Annotated in this window: 17 protein-coding genes; 8 read left to right on the top strand and 9 right to left on the bottom strand. The window is 46.2% G+C overall.

Annotated elements, in window-relative coordinates:
• Nucleotides 1-3: 3 nt before the first annotated feature.
• The 5 genes from ACUALS_RS14790 to ACUALS_RS14770 form a co-directional block, all read right to left on the bottom strand.
• The gene (locus ACUALS_RS14790) at nt 4-1,041 is read right to left on the bottom strand and encodes a GGDEF domain-containing protein (RefSeq protein ID WP_331399914.1); all 1,038 of its coding nucleotides are present in this window, start codon (nt 1,039-1,041) and stop codon (nt 4-6) included.
• Between the two features lie 146 nt (nt 1,042-1,187).
• On the bottom strand, nt 1,188-1,670 hold the full coding sequence (locus ACUALS_RS14785; RefSeq protein ID WP_454449707.1) for a PaaI family thioesterase: 483 nt from the start codon (nt 1,668-1,670) through the stop codon (nt 1,188-1,190).
• A gap of 128 nt (nt 1,671-1,798) precedes the next feature.
• Nucleotides 1,799-2,008, bottom strand: coding sequence for a hypothetical protein (locus tag ACUALS_RS14780; protein WP_072039089.1), 210 nt, complete (start codon nt 2,006-2,008; stop codon nt 1,799-1,801).
• 85 nt (nt 2,009-2,093) lie between these two features.
• The gene (groL, locus tag ACUALS_RS14775; RefSeq protein ID WP_039624867.1) at nt 2,094-3,692 is read right to left on the bottom strand and encodes a chaperonin GroEL; all 1,599 of its coding nucleotides are present in this window, start codon (nt 3,690-3,692) and stop codon (nt 2,094-2,096) included.
• A 30-nt stretch (nt 3,693-3,722) separates the two neighbouring features.
• Complete coding sequence (locus tag ACUALS_RS14770) at nt 3,723-4,013, bottom strand: co-chaperone GroES (RefSeq protein ID WP_454449706.1); 291 nt, start codon at nt 4,011-4,013, stop codon at nt 3,723-3,725.
• A 283-nt stretch (nt 4,014-4,296) separates the two neighbouring features.
• On the opposite strand from ACUALS_RS14770, the gene ACUALS_RS14765 reads away from it, so the two are divergent.
• Both ACUALS_RS14765 and ACUALS_RS14760 read left to right on the top strand, forming a co-directional pair.
• The gene (locus ACUALS_RS14765) at nt 4,297-4,647 is read left to right on the top strand and encodes a rhodanese-like domain-containing protein (protein WP_038135447.1); all 351 of its coding nucleotides are present in this window, start codon (nt 4,297-4,299) and stop codon (nt 4,645-4,647) included.
• 226 nt (nt 4,648-4,873) lie between these two features.
• Nucleotides 4,874-7,021, top strand: a complete 2,148-nt coding sequence (locus tag ACUALS_RS14760) for a prolyl oligopeptidase family serine peptidase (protein ID WP_454449705.1) — start codon at nt 4,874-4,876, stop codon at nt 7,019-7,021.
• 74 nt (nt 7,022-7,095) lie between these two features.
• Here ACUALS_RS14760 and ACUALS_RS14755 read toward each other — a convergent pair whose 3' ends face one another.
• A complete protein-coding gene (locus ACUALS_RS14755) occupies nt 7,096-7,959 on the bottom strand; it encodes an SDR family oxidoreductase (RefSeq protein WP_454449704.1) in 864 nt (287 codons plus the stop codon).
• Between the two features lie 144 nt (nt 7,960-8,103).
• Here ACUALS_RS14755 and ACUALS_RS14750 point away from each other — a divergent pair, with 144 nt between their 5' ends.
• From ACUALS_RS14750 to ACUALS_RS14735, 4 genes are all read left to right on the top strand, one after another.
• A complete protein-coding gene (locus tag ACUALS_RS14750) occupies nt 8,104-8,649 on the top strand; it encodes a TetR/AcrR family transcriptional regulator (protein ID WP_454449703.1) in 546 nt (181 codons plus the stop codon).
• Nucleotides 8,650-8,741: 92 nt separating this feature from the next.
• The gene (locus ACUALS_RS14745; RefSeq protein WP_454449702.1) at nt 8,742-9,644 is read left to right on the top strand and encodes a LysR family transcriptional regulator; all 903 of its coding nucleotides are present in this window, start codon (nt 8,742-8,744) and stop codon (nt 9,642-9,644) included.
• 78 nt (nt 9,645-9,722) lie between these two features.
• A complete protein-coding gene (locus tag ACUALS_RS14740) occupies nt 9,723-10,718 on the top strand; it encodes a linear amide C-N hydrolase (protein WP_454449701.1) in 996 nt (331 codons plus the stop codon).
• Nucleotides 10,719-11,135: 417 nt separating this feature from the next.
• On the top strand, nt 11,136-12,872 hold the full coding sequence (locus tag ACUALS_RS14735; RefSeq protein ID WP_454449700.1) for an ABC-F family ATP-binding cassette domain-containing protein: 1,737 nt from the start codon (nt 11,136-11,138) through the stop codon (nt 12,870-12,872).
• A gap of 76 nt (nt 12,873-12,948) precedes the next feature.
• Here ACUALS_RS14735 and ACUALS_RS14730 read toward each other — a convergent pair whose 3' ends face one another.
• Nucleotides 12,949-13,176 carry a helix-turn-helix domain-containing protein gene (locus ACUALS_RS14730; RefSeq protein WP_005469338.1) on the bottom strand — a complete coding sequence of 76 codons (228 nt, stop codon included), beginning with the start codon at nt 13,174-13,176 and terminating at the stop codon, nt 12,949-12,951.
• A gap of 10 nt (nt 13,177-13,186) precedes the next feature.
• A complete protein-coding gene (locus ACUALS_RS14725; protein ID WP_038135453.1) occupies nt 13,187-13,714 on the bottom strand; it encodes a DUF2975 domain-containing protein in 528 nt (175 codons plus the stop codon).
• A gap of 161 nt (nt 13,715-13,875) precedes the next feature.
• Between ACUALS_RS14725 and ACUALS_RS14720 the strand changes: the two genes are divergently transcribed.
• Nucleotides 13,876-14,220: a hypothetical protein gene (locus ACUALS_RS14720; protein ID WP_038135457.1), complete on the top strand. Its 345-nt coding sequence runs from the start codon at nt 13,876-13,878 to the stop codon at nt 14,218-14,220.
• 230 nt (nt 14,221-14,450) lie between these two features.
• Nucleotides 14,451-14,930, top strand: a complete 480-nt coding sequence (locus ACUALS_RS14715; RefSeq protein WP_038188048.1) for a Dps family protein — start codon at nt 14,451-14,453, stop codon at nt 14,928-14,930.
• A 135-nt stretch (nt 14,931-15,065) separates the two neighbouring features.
• Here the strand turns inward: ACUALS_RS14715 and ACUALS_RS14710 are convergent, their stop codons facing one another.
• Nucleotides 15,066-16,682: an NAD(P)/FAD-dependent oxidoreductase gene (locus tag ACUALS_RS14710; RefSeq protein ID WP_334474450.1), complete on the bottom strand. Its 1,617-nt coding sequence runs from the start codon at nt 16,680-16,682 to the stop codon at nt 15,066-15,068.
• Nucleotides 16,683-16,757: the final 75 nt, after the last annotated feature.

Below are 16,757 nucleotides of genomic sequence, written 5' to 3'. Positions count from 1 at the left end.
AACCTATTCCGCAAGACGATAACAGTTTTTGCCTGACGTTTTGGCTTGATAGAGCGCTTCATCAGCACGACGAAACGTTGCTGTTTGACTCGAATCCTGATGGAGTGCTAATCCACAACTGATCGTTACTGGGCGCCCTAAACCAAAATCATTGCCCTCTACCGCAGCATGAATTGCCCGCACGTAACGCTCAACTAGCGCGCAATCTTCCACTTCAAATGCGATCAAAAACTCTTCACCACCCCATCGACCGACTTGACCTACGGAGTCGGTCTGCTGCTCTAAAATACGGGCAGTTTGGACTAAAACTTGATCGCCAACGTCATGGCCATAGTCATCATTGATGCGCTTAAAATCGTCCACGTCGATGATGGCTACCCAACGCACCTTTTTCGGTTCAAGGAGCAAAGCCTCCATATGGCGACGATTAAACAGCTGCGTTAACATGTCGGTGTGCGACAGAATTTGCAATTGTCGATTCGATTCCCGAAGCAAAGCCATGGTTTTTCGTCGGCCAGAGTCATAAAAGTAGGCTATCGAGAATAGAAACAAATACACGATGGTCAGATGAATAAAACTGATCGTGTCAAAAGGAATTGGTGGCCAGTTATGCATATCAATTAAGCAGATGTATGCGACAACCGCAAAGTTGACCAAGCTGTATACAGACCCTATTTTGTAACCCAATACAAACACGGCAACAACCGGTGTTAAAAAAGCAAAGGCCAGCGCAAATTCGTTGTGCCCTGAGCTGACAATAAATAACAAACTCACCGATGTCATGACCGAGACCATAATGGTTGCGGCAATTTTGACACTTCGATTGCGCCACAACCAGAAATAAGCCATCAAGCACAATCCCAAACCCGTTATCTCAATCGCCGCCAACAGAAGGCTAGGGATATAGAAGATATTGTATAGAGCAAGCAATCCCAATATGGAAGACAATACCGTCAAAGCTGAGAAGACAAATAAGCTCTCTCGGTAGCTTTCATCCGTGCGGCTTATCCCAAGCCACTTTTCAAATCCGTTGTTAAGCACTGCAGTTCACGTCGCTCTCATTTTCGATACAGCTAATATAACTGACGGTCTAATGAGCGTCACCTTAAAAACAAAATTGTCGCTATATCCACTTGAGTTGAATGAAATTGTGTGGCAAACCGCACCAAATAATGGTTCAAATCTAATTACTTAGTATCTAAAGAAGACTCAAACCACGAATTCGGAACTCTTACCGCCACCACATTAGCTCGGCAACAGACTTGCGATTGCGAGTAGAGTTCGCATTCTATGGTGATCTTCTTATCTGAGGCTTCTAAAACGCGAGCCACGAGCTGAACGGGATGATGAATAGAAACGGGTTTTAAGAAAGAAACCTCAAGACTGCCTGTCGCATACCAAACCGGAGCACCAATGCCTACCATTTGCCCCTGCAACTCGTAACCTTTCGCGATCGCCATACACACACAATGACAGTCAATAATGGTGGAAATGATCCCACCGTTTAGAAAGTGGGTGGGGCCAGCACAATGATGATGAGAGGGAGTAAAACTGCAGTTTGCTTCGCTGTCAGATTGCCAATAACTTTTGATTTGCAAGCCCTGCTCGTTCAAAGTTCCGCAGCCGTAGCAGTGGTTGTTGGGGATCTGATCTTGAATCGCCACACTCATCGAAACCTCTTACCGAAAACCATCTAGGAATCTTATAGTTATAGTACATAGATGAGATGTTGATGAAGCTAGAACGCCATTGGATATGAGAACTAAAAAAAGCAGCCAACATCGGTTGGCTGCTCAAACTAGTGAATGACCCGAGACGGCGCGCTTTGTCGCAATACCTGTGACAGATCAATCGTGAAAATCATCACGGTCGGCTTACGTGGCAAGGCTCCCATAATCGAGAACTCCTGCCCGGATGGAACGAGAGGGAAATTCAGTGAAGCCGGCCAATCAGATGACGCTTCACCACGACCTGATATTGAGAACGAAAACGCGGGTAAACGGACCATAACACTCACCTCAACACGGTAAGTTAGCGGGTTTACAAGCCCGCTAACTGTAGGCTCAAAGACTTATATTATTTAAGTAAGACCATTACTTATCGTGTTCTTTGTCTTCTACCAAATCCGACACCATTGCCTCAGTAGTGATCATTAGACCTGCAACCGATGCGGCGAATTGCAATGCTGAACGCGTCACTTTGGCTGGGTCAAGGATGCCCATGTCAATCATATTGCCATATTCACCAGTCGCAGCGTTGTAGCCGTATTCGGCATCACCCGCTTTAACCGCATTGGCAACCACAGACGCTTCATCACCTGCGTTGATGGCAATCTGACGCAATGGCTCTTCCATGGCACGAATCGCCACACGAATCCCCATATTTTGATCGTCGTTGTCACCGCGCAGATCAGAAAGCTCTTTCGCAATTTTGGTCAGAGCTACACCGCCACCAGCGACAATGCCCTCTTCAACCGCCGCTCTGGTCGCATGAAGCGCATCATCAACACGATCTTTCTTCTCTTTCATCTCGACTTCGGTCGCAGCACCAATCTTGATCACCGCAACGCCACCAGACAGTTTCGCAATGCGCTGTTGCAACTTGTCTTTGTCGTATTGAGAGGTGGTTGCTTCGATTTGCTTCTCAATCGATGCGACCCTGTCAGCAATGGTGCTCGCCTCTGCAGCGCCGCCCACAATGGTGGTCGCGTCTTTTGTGATGGTCACTTTCTTCGCCGAACCCAGTTGTTCAAGCGTTGTTTTCTCAAGCTCTAGGCCGAGGTCTTCAGAAATCACCGTGCCCGCAGTAAGGACAGCAATATCTTCCATCATCGCTTTACGGTTATCACCAAAGCCAGGCGCCTTCACCGCACTCGCACGAACGATGCCACGCATGTTGTTCACAACCAATGTCGCAAGCGCTTCGCCTTCAATATCTTCCGCGATGATTAATAGCGAGCGAGATGCCTGAGCCACTGCTTCCAACACAGGGAGCAGTTCACGAATATTGCTGACTTTTTTATCCACTAACAGGATGTAAGGATTGTCGAGCTCGACAGTACCGCTATCTTGGTTGGTAATAAAGTATGGCGATAGATAGCCACGGTCAAACTGCATACCTTCGACCACGGACAGTTCATTATCTAGGCCTTGACCTTCTTCAACGGTGATAACGCCATTACGCCCCACCTTTTCCATCGCCTCAGCAATGATTTCACCAATCGCTCGATCGCTGTTAGCGGAAATACTGCCCACTTGCGTGATCGATTCTTTATCACTGCATGGTTTCGACATATCCCGCAACTTGCTTACTGCCGCTTCGGTTGCTTTATCGATACCGCGTTTTAGATCCATCGGATTCATGCCCGATGCGACCGCTTTAAGCCCTTCGTTAATAAACGCTTGCGCCAATACCGTGGCCGTTGTGGTGCCATCGCCTGCTTCATCGTTCGCTTTGGATGCCACCTGCTTGACCATCTGCGCACCCATGTTTTCAAACTTATCTTTTAGCTCGATCTCTTTAGCAACCGAAACACCATCTTTGGTGATGGTCGGCGAGCCGAACGATTTATCCAGCACCACATTGCGACCTTTCGGCCCAAGCGTCACCTTTACGGCATCGGCAAGCAGGTTAACCCCTGTAAGCATCTTTTGACGTGCGTCATTCGCAAATAAGACTTCTTTAGCAGCCATGATTTATCTCCTTAAAACGACCAAAAACCATTACTCGACGATAGCTAACACATCAGATTCCGACAGAATTAAATATTCGGTCCCATCTATCTTTTCGGTTTTCACACCGTATCCGTCATTAAAGATGATGTGGTCGCCAACCTTAACTTCCATCGCAGCGCGCTCACCATTTTCAAGACGTTTACCTAGGCCCGCGGCAATAACTTTGCCTCGGTTGGACTTTTTGACAGATTGGGAAGTGAGAACAATCCCCCCTTCAGATTTGTTTTCCACTTCTTGTCGTTCAACAAGCAGCTTGTCATTTAAAGGACGAATTTTCATATTGAAGTGCCTCCTACTTAGTACCAAAAATAAAAGACAGGGTTAGACAATTGATTGATTTGCGAATGGGTCAACTCGCTTTCGGTAAAATAAATAGGGTCACGAAAAACAAGTTCAAGGGTCAATTTTGATAAAAAATATTTATCGTTGTAATTAAAGTTAATAATCGAAATTTCAGTAACAACGGATATTGAAGCAGCAGAGTTAGATCCTCCCCTCATCGCCCCAACCTAACAGCACGTATAATCAGTGTCAGACCGTTGCCAAAAGGGTACTAAGAAGAATGAAAAACCAAATTGCTATTGTATTGACTTGTTTGAGCTTGAGTTTTGTTGCGCCATCGGTGGTGGCATCAGAGCGGGCTGATATCGGTTGGGAGTGGATTGAACAAGGCGCAGTGATTGTTGATGTCCGCACACCTCAGGAATTTGCCGCTGGCCACTTAGATAACGCCAAGAACTACCCGCTGTCAGAGCTGGACAAACACTTTGCCAACATCGACAAAGATACCCAGATTGTACTGTATTGCCGCAGTGGTAATCGCTCTGGTCAAGCCTTCCGTTATCTTCAATCACAAGGCTTTACCAACCTTCACAACGCGGGCGGTTTGGTGGAAATGCAGCAAGCCAAATAAGACATAGAATATAAGCGAGTAAGCACCTACTCATTGCGTTGCTTACTCAATTCTTTGCAAAACAGGAGGTCGATACATTTCGATACCTAATTGGTCAATGTTCTCGTTGTTTTTTCGGCTTTTTTCACAGAGTCCAGAGAACTTCACCATACAATTCGCCTCTAAGCAGTGAAATGTAGTAGAGTCTCATTCCTATTTATAAAATCCATCAGCAAAAGGAAAGGCTATGCATTTAAAGGCCTTAGCTCTGGCGACCTCAGTCTTACTTGGCGGAAGCATACCAACCGCACTTGCAAATCAAACCGAACAACAACAGGTACAGCAGATGACAATACAATATCCGAACACCAAAACAGTGGACGTGGTGGACGAATACTTTGGCACTCCCGTCAAAGATCCTTACCGTTGGTTGGAAGACGACCGCAGCGCAGAGACCGCAGGCTGGGTTGAAGCTCAGAACAAAGTCACCAACGACTATCTCGGCCAAATTCCGTTTCGCGACCAAATCGAGAAACGCCTTACCCAGTTGATGGACTATGAAAAAGTGGGCAGCCCTTTCAAAGAAGGGAAATACACCTACTTCTACAAAAATGATGGTCTTCAGAATCAAGATGTTCTGTATCGCCAGCTTGGCGACGGCGAGCCTGAAGTCTTCCTTGACCCAAATACGTTTAGCGAAGAAGGCACAACCTCGCTGGGTGGAACAAGTTTTTCTAAAGACGGCTCTCTGTTCGCGTACAGCATATCTGAGGGCGGCAGTGACTGGCGCAAAGTGATTGTGCTCGACACAGAAACCAAACAACAGATTGGTGAAACCTTGGTTGATGTAAAGTTCAGCGGCATTAGCTGGCTCAACAACGAAGGTTTTTACTACTCAAGTTACGATAAACCAGAAGGCAGTGAGCTATCAGCAAAAACCGATCAACACAAGCTCTACTTCCACAAACTGGGCACCAAGCAAAGTGAAGATACGCTTGTATTCGGTGGCACAGATCAAGAGAAACATCGCTACGTGGCAGGATACACCACTGAAGATGGTCGCTACTTGGTGATAGGCGCGATGGAATCGACGTCGGGCAACAAACTCTACGTGAAAGACTTAACCAAGCCAGATAGCGAGCTCGTTACTGTGTTGGATCATACCGATTCAGACACTTGGATCATCGACTCGCAAGGTGACACCCTATACGTCGAGACCAACCTCGACGCACCAAATATGCGTGTTGCGAAGTTCAATCTTGCCAAGCCGCAACCTGAGCAGTGGCAAGACGTGATCGCAGAAACCAAGCACGTGCTCAACGTCTCCACCGCAGGTGGCAATTTGTTTGCGCAATACATGGTAGATGCGACTTCACAAGTCAAACAATACGACATGGATGGCAAATTCATTCGCGATATTGCTCTGCCTGACATCGGTAGCGCTCACGGCTTTGGCGCTAAAGAGCACGAAAGCGAGCTTTACTACACCTTTACCAACTACAAGATGCCGGGCACAACCTACAAGCTGAACATCAAAACGGGCGAGAGCAGCGTTTATCATGAGTCAGCGGCGCCATTCGACTCCGATCTGTTTGAGTCTAAGCAAGTCTTCTACACCTCGAAAGATGGCACCAAAGTACCAATGATTTTGACCTACAAAAAAGGCATCAAACTCAATGGCACAGCACCAACCATTCTGTATGGCTACGGCGGCTTTAACGTCAGCTTAACCCCTGGCTTTAGCCCAAGCCGCGCAGCGTGGTTAGAGCTTGGCGGTATCTACGCGGTAGCCAACCTTCGTGGTGGCGGCGAGTATGGCAAAGCGTGGCACAATGCAGGCACACAACTACAAAAGCAAAACGTATTTGATGATTTCATTGCCGCGGCAGAATACCTGATTGATGAAAGTTACACTTCGTCAGACAAACTCGCCATTCACGGAGGTTCCAATGGCGGACTCCTCGTTGGCGCCGCAATGACGCAGCGTCCAGAGCTGTTCAAAGTGGCTCTACCAGCGGTGGGGGTACTGGATATGCTTCGCTACCATACGTTTACCGCAGGTGCTGGCTGGGCGTATGACTACGGCACCGCCGATCAAAACAAAGAGATGTTCGAGTATTTGAAAAACTACTCTCCTGTGCACAACGTGAAAGCGGGGGTTGAATACCCGGCAACAATGATTACCACCGGTGATCACGATGACCGCGTTGTACCAGCCCACTCTTATAAGTTTGCCGCAGAATTGCAATCTAAGCAGTTTGGTCAACAACCTAGGTTGATTCGAATCGAAACCGACGCTGGCCATGGCGCGGGCACCCCGACCAGCAAGGTGATCGACCTTTATGCCGATATGTACAGCTTTACCCTGTTTAATATGGGGGTAAAAGCGATTTAACTAGCTAGAGAACCTACAGGCACTGTGATTCTGCAGTGCCTTTGTAGTTTAAGCTAACGATTCCCCACCCAAACTTACTCACAGCTAGAAAGCGCATTAAAGTAATCATCAAGCGTGTGAACGCCATATGTAGGAGCGATGCTATCGCGCCCCAACATCGTCAAGAAAAACTCGGCAGGACCGCCAAATTTCTCCGGCAAGTGACGCACTAACGACAACCCGACTCTGCGCAGAATGTCCGGTAGGTGCGTAATTTTCTCCGCTTTACTTTGAGATTTGAACGCGAGCCGAGCAATATCATTGACAGACAAAACATCTGGGCCACCAACATCTAATTCTGTGTCATTGCGCTCAATCGCTTCTACACAAAATCTCGCCAAATCTTTTCCGTGAATGGGATTAAGCAAGTTGTCACCATCACCAAAAGTAAATACTCGACCTGATTTCGCCATGTTGTACACCTCGGTAATATCAGAGAAAAAGCCGTTCGGGCGAATCACACAAGGGGTTAATTTTGTTGACTGTAAAAGCCGATTCGCAAAGCGTTCTTTCGCCTCTAGCAAACGAACTTGAGGGTATCTCTGAGCATTAAACGCAGAGATGTAAATGAATTTACCGACCCCTGCTCGCTCTGCTTCTTCAAGCAAGTTCAAATTTGCTTGGTAGTCGACATCCAAATAGCCTAATCCATCTTGTTGGCGAGTAATGCCCAAGCATGAGATAACAACATCGACACCGTCACAAACACCTTTTATCTCATCGGGGTGAGTCACCTGAGCTTCTACTACCTGCGACTCTTGTAAGCCCATCGCAAGGAGTTTAGTTTTGTTTCTCGCCAACGCTTTAAATTCGACCTGCTCAGACGTCAGTAGCTCAACAATATGCGAACCTAAATATCCAGTAGAGCCTGCAATTAAAATCCTAGGAAGCGTTTTCATGTCAAACCTTATTTAGACCAGATGGTCTTTTTAAATTAGTACGGTTTAAGAGCTAGGTAAAGATTTTTTTGTCCACTCGGTCTAAATAAAGGACCTTGTGTTATACTGCGGGGCATTGCGCTAACAAAAGCTGAGAAGAAAACCATGCCGAAGATCGTCGATCATGAAAGCAGACGTAGAGAAATTGCCTTAAAAGCAACTGAAGTGTTCCTTGAGTTCGGTTACAAAAATATTGGTATGAGACAACTGTGCGAACAGTTAGGAATGAGCAAAAGTGCGGTTTATCACTATTACAAAAGTAAGGATGAACTGTTCAAAGCCGCAACAGAGGCCATCGTCAACTTTGATGCAGAAGTGCTAGCAGACAGACTAAACTCAAGTGAAGCGAATACAGAGCAACAAGTCGAAAACTTCGTATTGATCTTCCAGCAAATGGCTCCGCGTTTCTTCCAAGAAATGAAGCTTGTCTCTGATTACATTGATGTGATTGGGCAAGAAAACTTAGCTACCGATCCATGCATGTTACTTGCGAATCAAAAGTACATGACGATGCTAGAAAATTACGTTTCAGCGCAACACAAAGAATCGCTTTATACCCTTATGCTAGGACTACTGAACCATCAATTGATGTTGGGTAAAGCGCTAGAAGATTCGTATGTTATTGAGCAAGTTGAGCGAGTGTTGAGATAAGTAAACTCATCACAACTTGTTCTTCTCTATCTGGACTCTGTTTGCGTCTTACATTAGGTTTGAATAAGACACTTTTGTAGGACCAAACCATCATGCACATCAGTTATGAGCAAGTCACCGCCTTTGTCGCTGTTGCCGAATGTGGCTCCTTTAGCGCAGCAGCAAAACAATTAAATAAGCATCGCACGACGCTTGGTCAGGTGATCACCAACCTCGAAATTGAAATCAACATGACCTTGTTTGACCGTTCGACACGCTATCCTCAATTGACGGAAGAAGGCTTAGCACTGTATCAACATGCTAAAAACCTCGCGGAAACGACCAAGTCTTTTGAGCGTCTTTGTCAGAGCACCGAACAAGGGAATGAGAGCCAAATTACTATCTGCCATAGTGAATTGGTACCGGGAAAACTGATTCAAGATGTAATGATTGGAATACGCAAAAAATTTCCGCTAGTCAAAGTGAACTGGCTTCACAAAAACAATCACGAAACGAAAGCGCTGTTCGAACAAGACGCCGCAGACCTTGCTGTCATGCTCGTTCCAACGGGTAATGCCACGACAGCATTCAGCTACACCTATCTGCTCAATCTTCCTTTTGTTGTTTGTGCCACCAGCGAATTTATTAAGCAACATCAGGTTGTTGACCTCACCTCTCTAAAGCGAGCAAGACAACTATTGATGGCAGATTTTCACCATACTGGCATCGCACAAACATTGACGATATCGAATCTCGCTCAACAAATTGAAAGTGTGAATGTGCTCAAAAACCTGTTAGTCGCAGGTGATGGATGGGCAATTGTCCCTACCCATTGCGTGGAGGATCTTTTAGCCACCCAGCAATTACAGACCATTGAGATAGACGAACTCCATGCCGTGCTTCAGTTTCCTATCAACCTTTGGCAACACAACCGCTTAGCAGGCCCTGTTACGCGAGAATTGATTCGACTGTTTAAAGAACACAGTCACACTCACACTATTCCAAGTGAGGATTGAATACTCATAACGTGATTTAGGTATTTTTGTTTTCCACCGTACACTCCAAATCGTTCCTAAACATGAATCGGAGTTACTATGAAATTGAAAGCAATCACCCTGGCCCTTCTTGCTGGCACTCTTACTACTGGTGTAGCGCACGCTTGTACCTCAGTCGCATGGAATACCGACTTGGGCACTTTCACTTCTAGAACGATGGATTGGATGGAATCAACCTCACCTGTGCTAGGTACGATCAACAAAGGCGACGTTCGTTCGCTTCAAGGTAATGGTCTAGACAATACCTATACGGTGAAATACGACATGGTTGCGGTACTGGCTTATGGTGAACTGGTTGCCGATGGTGTAAACAGCGAGGGCATGCAAGTCAACGCGCTGTTCTATCCAGATATGACCATGAAAAACGCGGAAACAGGTTCAGAAGTCACGCAATTTACCATCGCTGAATACCTACTTGCTAACTACGCAACGGTAGATGACGTGGTTAAAGCGCTACCAACATTGGAATACGCGACTATCCCTATGGAAGGCATGCCCGTTGAAATCAAACTTCACTGGTCTGTCACGGATAAGAGCGGTGATCGCCTAGTGATTGAAATGGATGAAGACGGCTTGAATACCTATCGCGGCGAAGAAGCGATGGTGATGACTAACGACCCTTCGATGAAGGAACACATCGAAATGCGCAAGAAGGTTCAACCAATGTGGGAAAACGCGAGTCGTGATACTGACTATGGCTCCATCGGCAACGGTAACTCACACAGTCGCTTTGTTCACGCGAGCTACTTTATGAGCAAACTCACGGAGCCAACCAGCATCACCAACGGTATGATGAAGCTGTCGACAGTTCCTTACCGTGTGCCTGCGGATGCGCCATACAAAGACTTTGGCAACGGCAATGGTATGTCTAGTTACGCAACAGAGTGGACCATGACACAAAGCTTGGATACGGGTGACAGCGTGTTCGAATACAACTTTGAAGAAAACTGGAACACGGTGACATTCAACGTTTATGAAATGATGGGCAAAGATTTCCGCCTACCACTGACGAAATCATTTATGGCGAAGTTCTAATCGCTAACAAAATACTGAGCGCCATTTCGCACTCAAACAAAAGCACCGCAATGTCGGTGCTTTTTTATACATAATGAGTACTTATTCTCTGATTAATATGAACCGGCGGGCAAAATTTAGCCTTTAAGCTGCATATTGGTTCATCTGCCGCTAGACTCAGCCCCATCGAATCACCAAAAGTGGCAACACTTACAACGAAATTAAGGAGGAATTTATGTCTTTGTGGTGTTCAATCAACCCACGTTTTTATGGCATGAAGGACCGCTCAAGAGTTTCAGATTTCGCGCTGCGATAATCTCGACTTGAGCGAATAATTACCTTTCGACGAAAACACGTCCCGAGTACTATCCCTCAAGCTCGAAGAATTATTGTCAGCTATGACAATGGCGTCTTACGCCCAAAATTCTTGAGAACATTATGAGTACTTTTTTAACTGCACAATCACTAACCCTTTCTCACACAGCAACACCCATCTTCAAAGATCTGACGTTTACGATTCATCGTGGCGACAAAATTGGTCTTATCGGTCATAACGGCTGTGGTAAAAGCTCCCTACTCAAACTGCTTAGCGGTCAATTTGAACCAAGCCAAGGCACGGTTGCCAAAGCCAGTTCATGTTTGATGCGTTATGTTGAGCAGCATTTACCTGAATCTTTAAACAGACATTCTGTCTTAGATGCGTTAGCAGACTCTTTATCCGATGATGAGATTTGGCGCGCCGAACTCTTATTGGATGAACTAGGATTTTCGACCACAGAACGACAAATGCCGGTTGAGAATTGCAGCGGAGGTCAGCAAATGCGACTCCTGCTTGCACGTGCGATTGTCCATCAACCTGACTTACTGCTTCTGGATGAGCCGAGTAACCACTTGGACTTGCCCTCGCTCCTTTGGTTAGAGCAATTCTTATCAAACTGGAAAGGCTCATTCGTGTTGGTATCTCACGATCAAACCTTACTCGACCGCGTTACCAACACCACTTGGGTCATGCGAGATCGGTCTCTGCATCATTTCTCTTTGCCTTGTTCTCAAGCAAGACAAGCATTGAAAGAGAAAGATGAAACCGATCAACTTCGCCATGCCAGCGAGCAGAAAGAGATCGACCGAATCGAGAAAAGCGCCAAGCGTTTAGCTACTTGGGGCAAAGTCTACGACAACGAAGATCTTGCTCGAAAAGCTAAGACCATGTTTGCGCGCAAAGAACGTTTAGAGGAAGAGCAGACCGAGCTGACAGAAGGCACACCGTGGGCGCTACAACTTCAAGGTGAGTCAATGCCAGCAAATCGACTGTTAGAAATTTTGCCTTTCTCGGTAACGCCACCAAACAGTGATTATCATTTGTTTGATATGGCAGAAATGCGCGTAAAAAGTGGCGACCGAATTGCTGTTCTAGGCAGTAATGGTTGCGGTAAATCGACTTTGTTGAATCTGCTTTATCGTCAGTATGAAGCCATCCAAACCGACCTAGGCAACCAACATGAGAGTGTAACTTTCCACGACCGCTGCCGCTTGGGTTACTACGATCAATCCCTAAAGCAACTCGACGATGCTCACTCCATCACAGATGCGTTGCAGTCGTTTGCCAGCATAAGCAGTGAACAGGCAAAACGTTCGCTAATTGGTGCAGGATTCGAGTACGCAAGACACGAACAGAAAGTCGTCAGTCTAAGTGGTGGAGAGCGAGCAAGGCTGCTGTTTGTGGGCTTAACCCTCGCTCGTTATCACATTTTGTTTTTAGATGAACCGACCAACCATTTGGATATGGAAGGCAAAGAAGAGCTGATTGAAACTTTGCAAAACTTCGAGGGTGCCGCCTTATTGGTGAGTCACGACCGAAGCCTGATAGAGCAGAGCTGTAATCGATTCTGGTTTATTGAAAATGGCTTACTGACGGAGTATTTAAGCGCGGAAGAAGTGTATCAACGCGTAACTGATACTGCTCCCAAATCAGCCATGTCGCATCATGTAAACGATGCTGGGGTCGTTGAAGCCGAAACAAGCGCCGATGAGCAATCCGAAGAGCAAATTCTGGAAAGACTGTTGGAACTGGAAAGCTTGCTGGAAGCCGATTTAGGGCGGAAACCCAAGCATCAAAAACCAGCGATGCAAAAACAGTGGCAACACGAAATCTCGCAGATTATGGAGCAGCTTTAAAACCAAATGGTATAGCCAAAAAACACAAGGCCAGAGTCTGACTCTGGCCTTGTGTTATCAATGGAATCATCACCAATTAGAGAGATTCTATCTCTTCAGTGCTTGGCACATATTCCAAAATATCCCCGGGTTGGCAATCGAGATGCTTGCAGATAGCTTCCAGCGTCGCCAGCTTTACCGCTTTCGCACGCCCGTTTTTCAGTATCGACAAGTTTTGCTCGGTAATGCCCACCCGTTTTGCTAACTCATTTGAGCGCATTTTCCGTTTGGCTAACATTACGTCAAGATTGATTACAATCGCCATATTTGTTCCGTTAAATCGTCAGCTCACTTTCTTCTTGAAGTTCTGCTGCTCTTTCCATTACCACCGCGATAACACGGACAATAAGACCGATTACCATCATTGTGATGTCCACGTCATCGACTTGTACCGAAAAGTACCAAGACTCGCCATTGTACGATAAAGCGAGGCTAAGCAGTAGGTCACTCAACGCACCAATAAAAGGAGTTGCGATCAATAAGTAACTCAGTTTCTTGTAACAGCAGGCATTTTTCTGCTCAAAAATCTGGCCTTGCTCGTAGAGTCTGAACAACACGATCAACTGCCACAGCATCGCCATTGTCAAAAATGCAGAGAACATACTCGGGATATACCCGACCAATGAGCGAGTGACCGACAAGGGTAACTCCACCTCAACAGGGAAGCCTGCGGTGAACCATTGCGCGTTAAACATGGTGGCGCTAAACCATAAAGTGGTATCAAGTGCAGCGACGAAAAAGAAAGAAAACCAAAACAAAATAAGCAACTTACGACTAAAAGTACTAATGGATTGGTGCGACATAGTAAGCCTCATAACAAATAATTCATGTGTATATTAGTGGCCAAACCATAAATAAACAATAAAAAATTATCGTTTTACGATAATTTTTTATTGATTTAATCGACACTAACATTTACCTTATAAATCAAATTTAGCTCAACCATTGATTATTTGAGGTCCCTATGTCACTAAAACACTCCGCCTTGAGCACCTTAATGATTTTGTTCTCTTGCTCTGCAATGGCAGATGATGCGTTGTTAAAAAGCATCGAGGCCAATAACTACCTGATCGACTCGATGAGCAAGCTCGACAGTCCATCTAGCCTACCCGGCCAACAAGGGTTTGCTGGACACGACTGCTACGGTTCCACCAGCCGACCATTCAGTGGCAGTGGCATGTCAGCAGGCCATGGCAGCACAGATTGTTACGTGACGGAGTATGATTTGGGAGATAGCAATGTGAAGACTTACTACCACAGCGATCCTTACGGGAGCTACGGGGTTGGATTCTCTTGGAGCTTTGAATAGAAAGGACTTCGATGAAGTTTTTGTTTGATAATAATGCGACACTTACCCGTTCTCTCATTGGATTTAACTATTTAAGTCATAGATAAAACCAAATTTTCTTCTCTAAAGATGAATCGTAGTATGTCTCTATCGGCAGCAAATACTGCAAAGCACTTTTAAAACTTTGTATCAATCACCGTGAACTATTGGCTCATTACTGCAGATTGATACCATCTCCGAGGAGCAAAATGATGAACAAACAGGTAAGCTTAATTGGTCTAGATCATGAACAATCAGCACAGCTAGCTCAGCAGCTCAATCAGCTACTCGCGCATTACCAAGTGTTGTACATGAATTCACGTGGCTACCACTGGAACATCAAAGGTCAACAATTCTTCGAACTCCATGTGAAATTTGAAGAGATCTACACGGATCTACAAACAAAAATTGATGAACTTGCAGAGCGTATTCTGACGTTAGGACACACTCCTGCGCATGCCTTTAGCAATTACTTGGAAATCAGTGAAATCAAAGAGCATCAAAACGCGACGTCTGGTGAGGAGTGCGTGCAAGGTCTGGTGCAAGGCTTTAGCGTTTTACTTCTAAAACAGCGTGAGATCCTGCAAAATGCGGGGGATGCTGAGGATGAAGGTACCGCTGCATTGATGGGTGACTACATCCGTGAGCAAGAAAAACTGATGTGGATGCTTAACGCCTACTTACAACACTAAGTTTGAATCACCGAGTAATTAGTAGTGTTATCACTATCAGAGATAGCGAACACTTCATGTTGAAGGTATAAAACTCAATACGCATAAAAAAGGCCCACCAGCTTTCGCTAGTGGGCCTTTTTAATCTCAATACAATTATGCGCTTGCCGCGTCTTCGACCATAGCTTTAGATAGCGCTTCCGCCACCTTGATGCCATCGATACCCGCAGACAAAATACCACCCGCGTAACCTGCACCTTCACCTGCAGGGTAGAAGCCTTTCAGGTTAACACTCTGAAAGTCTTTACCGCGCTTGATGCACACAGGAGAAGACGTGCGAGTCTCAACACCCGTTAACAGAGCATCGGCACTCGCAAAGCCTTTGATCTTTTTATCGAACGCAGGAATCGCTTCACGAATCGCTTCGATTGCGAAATCCGGTAGCGCTTTCGAGATGTCCGTTAGGTGGATACCCGGCGTGAAAGACGGTTGCACATCACCTAACTCACTTGGATCGCGACCTTTCAGGAAGTCACCCACTTTCTGCGCTGGCGCATCGTACGTTTCGCCGCCCAGTACATAGGCACCAGATTCAAGTTTACGCTGCAACTCGATACCTGCGAGTGGATGCTCTGGATAGTCACGCTCTGGGTCGATACCAACCACGATAGCCGCGTTGGCGTTACGCTCTGAGCGAGAGTATTGGCTCATGCCGTTTGTTACCACGCGATTTTCTTCAGACGTTGCCGCCACTACCGTACCACCTGGGCACATACAGAAGCTGTAAACCGTGCGACCATTCTTACAGTGGTGAACCAATTTGTAGTCTGCCGCGCCTAAGATTGGGTTACCCGCATTTGGTCCGAAACGCGCTTCATCGATCATCGCCTGTTTATGTTCGATACGGAAGCCAACCGAGAAAGGTTTTGCTTCCATATACACGCCGCGATCGTGGAGCATTTCAAACGTATCACGCGCACTGTGGCCAACCGCAAGTACCACGTAACGAGATTTGATCTCTTCGCCGTTAGACAGCGTTAAACCAGTGATTTGATCGCCATCCATATGGATATCATCGACGCGAGTGCTAAAGCGGATTTCACCACCCAGTTCGATGATTTTCGCGCGCATTTTCTCGATCATCGTGACCAGTTTGAACGTACCGATGTGCGGCTTACTTACGTAGAGAATTTCTTCTGGAGCGCCAGCTTCAACAAACTCAGTGATCACTTTGCGGCCATAGAAGTTTGGATCTTTGACTTGGCTGTAAAGTTTACCGTCGGAGAACGTACCTGCACCACCTTCACCAAACTGAACGTTTGATTCCGTGTTGAGTGTGCGCTTACGCCAGAAGCCGAAGGTATCTTTCGTACGCTCACGCACCTCTTTACCACGCTCTACCACAATAGGTTTAAAGCCTGCTTGGGCAAGAATCAGCGCAGCAAACAAACCACATGGACCAAAGCCAATAACCACTGGACGCTCTGTGAGATTTTCAGGCGCTTTCGCGACGAACTTGTACTCCATGTCTGGCGTTTCTTTCACGTGCGGGTCACTCACGAACTGCTCTAACAATGCAGCTTCATTTTCAACGATCACGTCTAGCGTGTAGATAAGGAGAATATTGGCTTTCTTACGAGCATCGTAACCACGACGGAAAACATTGTAAGAGATGACTTGGTCTTCAGAGATACCAAGTTTCTTGGTGATGGCAGAGGTCAGCGCCTCTTCCTCATGATCAAGAGGAAGTTTGATTTCGTTTAAACGTATCATGTAGATGTCTCGTATAGATAGGTGTCTTAGCCAAAACCGCTTGAGAGGCGGTCAGCTCACAATGGCGCGCATTTT

The sequence above is a fragment of the Vibrio sp. NH-7 genome, assembly GCF_053643215.1.
The sequence above is the reverse complement of the archived record's forward strand: the minus strand, read 5'-3'. Positions and strand labels throughout refer to the sequence as shown.